The sequence below is a fragment of the Agromyces sp. NPDC056965 genome (genome assembly GCF_042673425.1).
GTDB lineage: Bacteria > Actinomycetota > Actinomycetes > Actinomycetales > Microbacteriaceae > Agromyces.
Window position 1 is genome coordinate 1 of the sequence record NZ_JBHURI010000115.1, and the last position, 9,312, is coordinate 9,312.

9 protein-coding genes and 1 pseudogene are annotated in these 9,312 nt (G+C 71.6%); 7 read left to right on the forward strand and 3 right to left on the reverse strand.

What is annotated here, in order from left to right; genetic code table 11:
- A pseudogene (locus tag ACFTQE_RS18965) lies at positions 1 to 193 on the reverse strand (EamA family transporter); the annotation flags it as partial.
- A gap of 152 nt (positions 194 to 345) precedes the next feature.
- Between ACFTQE_RS18965 and ACFTQE_RS18970 the strand changes: the two are divergent.
- Together ACFTQE_RS18970 and ACFTQE_RS18975 are read left to right on the forward strand one after the other, a co-directional pair.
- Positions 346 to 1,389, forward strand: coding sequence for an alcohol dehydrogenase catalytic domain-containing protein (locus ACFTQE_RS18970; protein ID WP_376926531.1), 1,044 nt, complete (start codon positions 346 to 348; stop codon positions 1,387 to 1,389).
- Between the two features lie 78 nt (positions 1,390 to 1,467).
- Positions 1,468 to 2,259, forward strand: coding sequence for a DUF2510 domain-containing protein (locus ACFTQE_RS18975; RefSeq protein ID WP_376926532.1), 792 nt, complete (start codon positions 1,468 to 1,470; stop codon positions 2,257 to 2,259).
- 49 nt (positions 2,260 to 2,308) lie between these two features.
- Here ACFTQE_RS18975 and ACFTQE_RS18980 read toward each other — a convergent pair whose 3' ends face one another.
- Positions 2,309 to 3,751, reverse strand: a complete 1,443-nt coding sequence (locus tag ACFTQE_RS18980) for an MFS transporter (protein ID WP_376926533.1) — start codon at positions 3,749 to 3,751, stop codon at positions 2,309 to 2,311.
- A gap of 150 nt (positions 3,752 to 3,901) precedes the next feature.
- Between ACFTQE_RS18980 and ACFTQE_RS18985 the strand changes: the two genes are divergently transcribed.
- Genes ACFTQE_RS18985 through ACFTQE_RS18995 form a run of 3 tightly spaced genes read left to right on the forward strand, consistent with a single transcriptional unit; the run spans position 3,902 to position 6,201 of the window.
- Positions 3,902 to 4,915 carry a PHP domain-containing protein gene (locus tag ACFTQE_RS18985; RefSeq protein WP_376926534.1) on the forward strand — a complete coding sequence of 338 codons (1,014 nt, stop codon included), beginning with the start codon at positions 3,902 to 3,904 and terminating at the stop codon, positions 4,913 to 4,915.
- Positions 4,912 to 5,772 (forward strand): hypothetical protein, encoded by an 861-nt coding sequence (locus ACFTQE_RS18990; protein ID WP_376926535.1) that lies wholly within the window; start codon positions 4,912 to 4,914, stop codon positions 5,770 to 5,772. Before ACFTQE_RS18985 ends, ACFTQE_RS18990 begins: the two co-directional genes overlap by 4 nt.
- Positions 5,773 to 5,820: 48 nt before the next feature.
- Positions 5,821 to 6,201, forward strand: a complete 381-nt coding sequence (locus ACFTQE_RS18995; RefSeq protein WP_376926536.1) for a DUF2255 family protein — start codon at positions 5,821 to 5,823, stop codon at positions 6,199 to 6,201.
- A gap of 26 nt (positions 6,202 to 6,227) precedes the next feature.
- On the opposite strand, the gene ACFTQE_RS19000 is transcribed toward ACFTQE_RS18995, so the two are convergent.
- On the reverse strand, positions 6,228 to 7,112 hold the full coding sequence (locus tag ACFTQE_RS19000; RefSeq protein ID WP_376926537.1) for an alpha/beta fold hydrolase: 885 nt from the start codon (positions 7,110 to 7,112) through the stop codon (positions 6,228 to 6,230).
- Between ACFTQE_RS19000 and ACFTQE_RS19005 the strand changes: the two genes are divergently transcribed.
- Together ACFTQE_RS19005 and ACFTQE_RS19010 are read left to right on the forward strand one after the other, a co-directional pair.
- Complete coding sequence (locus ACFTQE_RS19005) at positions 7,113 to 7,289, forward strand: hypothetical protein (protein ID WP_376926538.1); 177 nt, start codon at positions 7,113 to 7,115, stop codon at positions 7,287 to 7,289. It abuts the gene before it with no gap.
- 77 nt (positions 7,290 to 7,366) lie between these two features.
- Positions 7,367 to 9,292: a glycoside hydrolase family 5 protein gene (locus ACFTQE_RS19010; RefSeq protein ID WP_376926539.1), complete on the forward strand. Its 1,926-nt coding sequence runs from the start codon at positions 7,367 to 7,369 to the stop codon at positions 9,290 to 9,292.
- Positions 9,293 to 9,312 lie beyond the last annotated feature (20 nt).

Here is a 9,312-nt window from a genome sequence, read left to right on the forward strand (position 1 = left end):
CGGGTGTCCCGGCCGCACCGCGCCGGCGCCCGGCGAAGATCGGAATCAGGGCGATGAGCCCGAGGGCGCCACCGCCGATCAGGATTCGCGCCGCTCCGACCGATGCGGCGCTCGCGTCGGGCCCGAGCGCCTGCGCGGTGCCCGTGGTGCCGAAGCAGACGGCCGCGAGCAGCACGGCGGTCACGAATCGCATGGCATATTGTTACACAATCTGGAGCCGTCCGCCGGAGCGCCCGTTCGGGCACCCTCCCGCGGGCCGATAAGCTCGCGGATGTCGCGCGCGCGATCCGGCGACGATGCCCCGAGCGCCGCCGACATCCGTGACCCGATACGGAAAGGACTCCTGTGCGCGCCGTGCTCTTCAACGCCTTCGGTGAGAACCCCGAACTCGTCGACGTGCCGGAGCCGGAGTGCCCGCCGCGCGGCGCCGTCATCCGGGTTCGCGCGACCGGCGTCTGCCGCAGCGACTGGCACGCCTGGATGGGCCACGACGACACCGTCTCGCTGCCGCACGTGCCCGGTCACGAGTTCGCCGGTGAGATCGCCGTGCTCGGTTCCGAGGTCGCCCCCGAAGCGGGTTGGGCGGTCGGCGACCGGGTCACCGCCCCTTTCATCTGCGCATGCGGGCGCTGCTCCGAGTGCCTGACCGGCAACGAGCAGGTCTGCGACCAGCAGTCGCAGCCCGGATTCACGCACTGGGGATCGTTCGCCGAGTTCGTCGCGATCGACGAGGCCGAGCTGAACCTCATCCGCCTGCCCGAGTCGCTCGGCTTCGTCGAGGCCGCGTCGCTCGGCTGCCGCTTCGCGACCGCCTACCGGGCGATCGTCTCGCGCTCGCGCCTCGCGCCTGGCGAACAGATCGCGGTGCACGGATGCGGCGGGGTCGGCCTCTCGGCGATCATGATCGCCGTCGCGGCGGGCGTGAAGGTCTACGGCGTCGACGTGTCGGATGCCGCGCTCGCCGCGGCCGAGGGGCTCGGCGCCGTGCCGTTGCAGGGCGGCGAGGGCGCGGCCGAGCGCATCCTCGAGGCCTCGGGCGGGGGAGTCGACGTCTCGGTCGACGCCTTCGGCTCGACGGAGACCTCGTTCGCCTCGGTGCGGAGCCTCAAGAAGCGCGGCCGGCACGTGCAGATCGGCCTCATGGTCGGCGACTCGGCGCTCGCCGCGATGCCGATGGACGCCGTGATCGACGGCGAGCTCGAGATCCTCGGCAGCCACGGCATGGCCGCGCACGAGTACCCCTCGATGCTCGGCGCGGTCGCCTCGGGCGACTTCCGGCCGATCGAGCTCGTCGGCCGGCGCATCACCCTCGACGAGGTGCCCGCGGCGCTCGCGGCCATGGGCACGGCCGGCGGCGCCGGCTCGGGCATGACGGTCGTCGAGCTGTAGCGGCATCCGCTCGCTCCTGCTCCTCGGTGCAGCGGTGGCCGTGCCCGTAGCATGTCCGAGAACCCACAGGAGGAATCGATGAGCGATGGTCGTGCGGCATCCGCCGGCTGGTATCCCGACCCGAGCGACGCCTCGGCGCAGCGCTGGTGGGACGGTGCGCAGTGGACGGAGCATGTCGCGCCGGCTGCTCCCGTGGCTCCCGTCGCGCAGGCCGTTCCCCAGGCGTCGGTCGCGCCCGTCGTCGCGCCCGCGGTCGTCGCGCCCGCGTACGTCCCGCCGGTGACCCCGGCGTACGCGCCCGCCTACGCCTCAGCGCCCCCGTATGCCGCGACGGCGCCCGCGTACGGGCAGCCCGCACCCTACGGCGGTGTCGCGGCGACGGCCCGCGTGCCCGAGGGCACCCCCGTCGACACGATCTGGATCTGGCTGATCGTGGCGCTGCCCGTGCTCTCGGTGCTGCCGCTCTTCTTCTGGGACTTCCAGTCGTACCTGGAGCAGTCGATGTCGATGTCGTCGTCGAGCACGGTGCTCACCGCGCTCGGCCCGTACGCCGACCCGTGGTACCTCGCCGCGACGTTCGGCGGATGGATCTTCTACGGTCTCTCCGTCTGGTTCGCCGCGCTCGACAGCGCGGCCCTCGCGAGGCTCGGCTACCAGCGCCGGTTCCACTGGGCCTGGGCGTTCCTCTCCTCGCTCGTCTACGTCATCGGCCGCTCGGTGGTCGTGCGACGGCAGGCGGGTCGCGGCTCCCTGCCGATGGCCGCCGCGATCGCACTCACGGTGGTGCTCACGATCGGCGTGATCGTGTGGTTCGTCGTGGTCATGGTGGGCGTCATCGGCACCTCGATGGAGATGTACCCCGCCTACTGAGCCGGGTCGTGCTCGTGGAAGCCGATGCCGGCCTCCACGAGCACGCGGTTCACGCGTCGACCAGCTCCTCCGCCGGCGCGCTCGCACGGCGAGGCGTGGGGCGCAGGAACAGGGCGGATGCCACGAGCCCGGCGACCGCGAGCACGGCGGCGCCGATGAACGCCGACGAGTAGCCGGCCGTGAGCGCGGCGGCATCCGCAGCCCCCGTGGTCACTGCGCCGGCGGTGACGGCGGCGCCGACGGCGGTCAGGGCAGCGAGGCCGACGGCCGAGCCGATCTGGTAGCTCGTGTTCACGAGGCCCGATGCGACGCCCGTCTCCTCGGGGCGCGCTGCGCCGATCGCGGTGCCGAGCGACGGCACGAACGCGAGGGCCATGCCGAGCGCCGCGACGAGCGAGGCGGGCAGCACGTCGACCGCGTAGCTGCCGTCGGGGCGCGCGAGCGCGAGCCAGCCGAGGCCGACCGCGAGCAGCGCGAATCCGCCCACGATGAGCGGCTTCGCCCCGAACCGTGCCTGCAGCCGCGGAGCCACCGCGACCATGCCGACCACGATGAGCGCGGTCATCGGCAGGAGCGCTGCGCCAGAGGCGAATGCGCCGGCGCCGAGCACCTGCTGCAGGTAGAGGTTCAGGAAGAACCACATCGACACCCACGCTGCGCCCAGGAGGAGCTGGGCGAGGTTCGCCGCGCCGAGCTGCGGGGCCCGGAAGATGCCGAGGCGCAGCAGCGGCGTGCGGCTCCGGGCCTGGATCGCGAAGAACGCGATGAGCAGTGCGGCGCCTGCGGCGAGGGCGATGATCGTCTCCGCCGAAGCCCAGCCGGCCTCGGGGGCGCGCACGACGCCGTAGACGATCGCGGCGAGTCCGGCGGTGGCGGTGAGCGCGCCGGCGAGGTCGACGCGCCCGCGTCCGCCGTCGACGCGGGGGAGCGCGAACGGCGTCAGCACCATGACGAGCACGGCGATCGGCACGGTCACGTAGAAGACCCAGGGCCAGCTCGCGTACTCCGTGAGCACGCCGCCGAGGAAGACCCCCGCGGTGCCGCCGATCGGCGCGGCGGCGCCGTACACCGCGAACGCGCGGGGCAGGTCGGCGGTGCCGCCGAACAGCGTCATGAGCAGCGTGAGTGCGGCCGGGGCGATGAGTGCCGCGCCCGCGCCCTGGACGGCGCGGCCGGCGATCTCGAGGCCGACGTTGCTCGCGGCGCCGGCGAGCACGCTGCCGATGATGAGCGTGAGCCAGCCGGCGATGAACACCCGGCGCGCTCCGAAGACGTCGGAGAGGCGGCCGCCCAGCAGGAGGAGGCCGCCGAAGGCGATGACGTAGGCGTTGAAGACCCACGACAGGGATTCGGGGGTGAACCCGAGCTCGGCCTGGATGTCGGGCAGGGCGACGCCGATGATCGACGTGTCCATGATGACGACGAACTGGGCCGCCGCGATGAGTGCGAGGCCGAGCCACCGACGTCTCGTCGGCGGAGTGGATGCGGACATGGAGTGCTCCTTCTCTGAATACCCCTAGGGGGTATAGGTCTAGATATAGCCATCCCGGAGCGGGGTTGTCAAGCGACGTCGCCCCGTGTGACGGCAGGGGGCCGACGCCCGGCGCTGGCCACCGCCTGCACGACGCGCCACAATGGGGCGATGGACCCGGTGGCGGCGCTCGAGGAGATCGCATTCCTGCTCGAGCGCGATCGCGCCTCGGCGTTCAAGTCGAAGGCGTTCCGGCGAGCGGCCGAGGTGATCCGCCCGCTCGACCTCGACGAGATCGCGGTGCGTGTCGGCGACGGCCGCCTGCAGCGCACGAAGGGCATCGGCGACACGACGTTCACCGTCATCGCGCAGGCGGCCGGCGGCGCGGTGCCCGACTACCTCGCCGACCTCCGAACCCGCGCCGGCCTCGCGCCGAACGGTGCGCGCTCCGGACTCCGCGCGCAACTGCGCGGCGACCTGCACAGCCACACCGACTGGTCCGACGGCACGACGAGCCTCGAGACGATGGCCCGCGCCGCGGAGGCGCTCGGCCTCGAGTACCTCGCGATCACCGACCACTCGCCGAACCTCCGGGTGGCCAACGGACTCAGCGTCGAGCGGCTCACGGCGCAGCAGCAGGCGATCGCCGACGTGCAGGCAGGGGCCCGCGGCATCCGCCTGCTTCGCGGCATCGAGGTCGACATCCTGCTCGACGGCACCCTCGACCAGACGCCCGAGATGCTGGGCCGCCTCGACGTCGTGGTCGCGAGCGTGCACTCCAAGCTCCGCACCGAGGCGCCCGAGATGACGAGGCGGATGCTGCGCGCCATCGCCGACCCGCACACGAACGTGCTCGGGCACTGCACCGGCCGGCTCGTCGAGGGCGCTCGCGGCACCCGCCCGCAATCGACCTTCGACGCGCACGCGGTGTTCGAGGCGTGCGCCGAGCACGGGGTCGCCGTCGAGATCAACTCGCGGCCCGAGCGACAGGACCCGCCCGATGAGCTCATCGCGATCGCGCTCGAGGCCGGCTGCCTGTTCTCGATCGACAGCGACGCCCACGCGCCGGGGCACCTGACGTTCCTCGAGCTCGGCGCCGCGCGCGCGACGGCGAACGGCGTGCCCGCGGAGCGCATCGTGACGACCTGGCCGGTGGAGCGACTGCTCGAGTGGGCCCGCCCGTGAAGCAGGGATCACCGAGCGCGACGCGCGGCGCCCTGCTCGAGCTGCTGCGCGAGCAGGCGGGACGACGACGTCCGGTCGATGTGCTCGCCCAGTATCTCGAGGACGGGTTCGTCGCGCCGGGGCTCATCGACCAGCGCCTTGCGAACACCCTCGACCGGCTGGCACTGGAGTCGGCGCCCGACTTCGAGGCGGTGCTGCTCTCGCCCGTCGCCCCGCTCGGCGCCGGTTCGGTCGTGGCGCCGACCTCGCAGGATCGCACCCTCTCGACGATTCGCAGCACCGAGGTCGTCTCGGACCCGACGAACGTGCTCGCCCTGGAGAGCGCGAAGCGGCTCGCGGTCGCCGCCGACAGCGCTGTGCGCCTCGCCACCGTGCATCAGACCGTTCGAGCGCAGCCGCTCGCTGCGGGCGACGTCGCCCGTTCTCGGCATTTCCGCCTGTTCGCACTCTCGGAGGCCGGCCGCGGACTGCCCGAAGACGAGTTCGAGGTGCGGGCCGTCGCGCGACAACTCGCGGTGTTCGACCAGCTGCTCGATGCCTGCGCCGACACGCTCCCCGTGGAGTTCGCGCGTCGGCGCGCGGTCGTGCGGGTCGATGAACGCGGTGCGGCGCTTCGCGGCCGGCTGCTGGGGCGGCTCGCCGGGACGCTGCCGCACCTCGAACTCGTGACCGAGCAGCTCGACTCCGCGTACTACGACGGCCTGCGAGTGGGGTTCGGCGCGCACACTCGCTCGGGCGACTACGTCGAGGTCGCCGATCTCGGACGATTCGACTGGGTCGCGAAGCTCGCAGGCGATCGCAGGATGCGGTTCGTGGCGAGCGGGCTGGGAATCCAGCTGGTGCCGCTGCTGTTCTGAGAAGCACCAGTGCGAGTTGCAGCACGCCCCCATCGAGAGGATTCGCCCATGACCACCTGGACCGCAGAGGAGCTCGACCGCATCGGCCGGGCCGAGGAGCTGCAGATCGCCTCCCGCCGCGACGACGGCTCGCTCCGGCCGTACGTCACCATCTGGGTCGTGCGCGTCGGCGACGAGCTGTTCGTCCGCTCCGCCTACGGGCCGGGCAACCCGTGGTTCCGTCGAGCGCAGGCGAGCGGCACCGGCCGCATCCGTGCCGGCGGCGTCGAGCGCGACGTCGTGTTCGCCCAGCCGCCCGCCGACGTGCACGAGGCCGTCGACGCCGCGTACCACGCGAAGTACGACCGGCACGGGCCGAGGATCGTCGGCACCGTCGTCGGGCCGGAGGTCGTCGCGACGACGCTCCGACTGGAGCCCGTCGCCGACTGAGCCGTGCGGCCCGGCGACCCGGATGGCTATGTTTCGCGATGCGGCGGCAGGTGCGTGCCGCGATGGATCTCGGACAGTCGCGCGTGCCCGGGGGAGCCGGGGTCGTCCACGATCGGCCGGTCGGCCATGAACAGCCGGATCAGGTGGGCGAGCTCGCCCGAGTGACTGAAGTTGATGGCGTGCGCCGCGCCCTCGATCCTGACGAGCAGCACGTGGTTGTCGGTCGCGGCGGCGACCTCCTGCACGCGTGACGGGCCCGGCATGAGCGGGTCGCGGTCGCCGATCACGACGAGCGTCGGAATGTGGAGTTCGAGCAGGCGTTCGAGCGTCGGGTACTGGGTGAGCGACCGGAACATCTTGAACGTGCTGGGCACGCCGAAGCGGAGGTAGTCGGGCACGGCCACCTTCATCATGCGAGGGGGCTCCCGCCCGCCGTCGCGCGTGAGCTGGCCGACCGCGCGGCGGAGCGGCTGGTTGAAGAGGCCGCCCGCCGGGGAGACGAGCACGGCGCGCTCGATGCGCTCGGGGTAGTGGTGTGCGAACTCGAGGATGACGGGGCAGCCCATCGAGTTGCCGACGAGCGTGGCCTTCTCGATGCCGCGGTCGTCGAGGAACCGGACCGCGGCGTGCGCGAGGTCGGGCACGTCGAGCGCATCGGCCGCCCGTCCGCTGCGACCGAACCCGGGCAGGTCGGGCACGAGGGTGTGGAACTGGTCGGCGAGCCGTTCGGCGGTCGGCAGCAGGTAGCGGCCCGAGAGGCCGAAGCCGTGCAGGTGCATCATGGCCGGTGCGTCGGGTGGCGACGGGGACTCGCGGTAGAACATGTCGACGCCGTCGACCGTGGTCCATCGCTCGGCCAGACTCGATTCCGGCCGCCTGGGCGGGCGGTGCGCCGCGGTCCTCGTGCCCATGTGTCGATCATCCTCGCCGCCCGATTTCCCGTCAACGAGTCGGCGCCGAGCTTCTGGGGCGCGCCGGTCGGCGACGACGCGGCGGGAAAGCCCGGCAATGGCGGCATCCCGAATGTTTACGTTGCCTTAACTCGGCATGTTTACGTTGACATCGCGATGATCCCGCCAATACCCTGACCAAGTCAGGAGCCTGGGGGCGGCGTCCTCGCAACATGGCGGGGCGCCGCGCAAGGCAGAACAGAGAGGTTCGCAGAATGCATCGTCGTACCCTACGGGTCGCGGTCGGACTCACGGCAGCAGCCCTCGCGATATCGGTCGCGAGTCCCGTGTACGCAGCAACACCAGAGGATCCGATCCCCGTGCTCACGGGCCCGGAACTCGCGGCATCGTGGACGGCGCCGCTCAGCACCGTCGGCCGGTACGTCGTCGACGCCGACGGCGACCGCTTCAAGCTCGAGTCCGCCAACTGGGACGGTGCGCAGGGGCACTGGAACGGCAGCGGCGACAAGAACGACCCGGCCAACCACAACAGCGGCATGAGCTACGACATCCCCATGGGCCTCGACCGGGTGCCGATGGCGACCCTCATGAGCGACTTCCACGGGCTCGGGCTCAACAGCATCCGGCTCTCGTACTCGAACGAGATGCTCGGCATGACGGCACCGGTGCCCGACGTCGCGGTGGCCGCCAACCCGTCGCTGTCGGGCAAGACCCCGCTGCAGGTCTTCGACGCCGTCGTCGAAGCACTCACGGCCGACGGCTTCGCGGTGATCCTGAACAACCACACCACGACGTCGCGCTGGTGCTGCGGCGCCGACGACGGCAACTCGAAGTGGTACAGCAGCCAGACCACCGAGAAGTGGATCAGCGACTGGGTGATGCTGACCGAGCGCTACGAGGACAACCCCAGGGTCGTCGGCATGGACCTCCGCAACGAGGTGCGCCGCGACGTCTGGAACGACCCGAACTGGGGCATGGGCGACGGCAACGACCTCTACCAGGCGTTCCAGCGTGCCGGCATCGCCATCCAGCAGGCGAACCCCGAGGTGCTCGTCATCATGGAGGGCATCAACTGGCAGGGCATCCCGCTCGACGGCTTCTTCCACGACCGGCCGACCCTCAAGCCCGTCGCGAACCTCTCGAACGCCCTCCCGTATCCGAACAAGCTCGTCTACGCGGCGCACATCTACGCCTACACCGGGCCGCAGCACACCGGGGCCACCGGACTCGGCGAGACGCACGACGCCCGCTACCGCGACCTCAGCCGGAGCGAGCTCACGGCCGAGGTCAAACGGGCCGCGGCGTACGTCAACACGGCCGGCCAGCACTACACGGCGCCCGTGTGGTTCAGCGAGTTCGGCATCGGCCACGCCGGCGACACGAGTGACCTCGAGAAGGCCTGGTGGGTGAACTTCACCGACATCCTCATCGCCAACGACAGCGACTTCGCCGCGTGGCCCCTCGTGACGCAGGCGAGCGCCGACGGCACCTTCGCCGACGGCTACTCGCTCCTCGCCTACAAGCCCGACGGCACCAAGCTGAGCATCGCCGACGACTGGCGCTACCCGCAGTGGAAGAAGCTCGTGACCGCGAACGGCACGACCGGCCCCGTGGCATCCGTGCCGCGCTGGAACATGCTCGGCAGCGGCAGCTTCGTCGACAGCCAGTCGTCGCTGCGACTGCTGCAGGCGGGCGATTGGTCGCCGGGTCAGTGGAAGGGCACCTGCCCCGACAGCCAGCGCCTGCAGGGCATCGCGCGGGGCACCAACCGAGCACTCTGCACGGATGTCGGCGGCATCACGACCTCGAACCCGCGCGCGCAGAGCGGGCAGGGCAACATCACGAACGACTGGGCCTCGGGCTACGACAAGCTGCAGTGCAACCCGGGCGAGGTCGCAGTCGGCTACAGCCTGGGCACGGGCGGCGGCACCAAGGCCGCGATGTGGAAGCTCGCCTGCGCGACGAGCACCACGGCGCTGCCGGCGAGCCAGGGCCGCCTGATCTGGTTCGACAAGGGCGACAACCGCCCGGCCGGCGGCGGATCGACCGCGAGCGACTGGGCTCCCGGCAACTACAAGGGCCAGTGCAAGGACAACGAGTACATCGCCGGCGTCGCGTACACCTACCGATGGAACCACGGCGGCGTGCCCGACGCGCTGCTCTGCAAGCCGCTCAGCTGATCGGCGGATGACGAAGGGGC

Excerpts from the sequence above, each read along its gene's own strand:
- ACFTQE_RS18975 (WP_376926532.1), top strand. The coding sequence starts at position 1,468 with ATGAGCGATGGTCGTGCGGCATCCGCCGGCTGGTATCCCGACCCGAGC.
- ACFTQE_RS18980 (WP_376926533.1), bottom strand. The coding sequence starts at position 3,751 with ATGTCCGCATCCACTCCGCCGACGAGACGTCGGTGGCTCGGCCTCGCA.
- ACFTQE_RS18985 (WP_376926534.1), top strand. The coding sequence starts at position 3,902 with ATGGACCCGGTGGCGGCGCTCGAGGAGATCGCATTCCTGCTCGAGCGC.
- ACFTQE_RS18995 (WP_376926536.1), top strand. The coding sequence starts at position 5,821 with ATGACCACCTGGACCGCAGAGGAGCTCGACCGCATCGGCCGGGCCGAG.
- ACFTQE_RS19000 (WP_376926537.1), bottom strand. The coding sequence starts at position 7,112 with ATGGGCACGAGGACCGCGGCGCACCGCCCGCCCAGGCGGCCGGAATCG.
- ACFTQE_RS19010 (WP_376926539.1), top strand. The coding sequence starts at position 7,367 with ATGCATCGTCGTACCCTACGGGTCGCGGTCGGACTCACGGCAGCAGCC.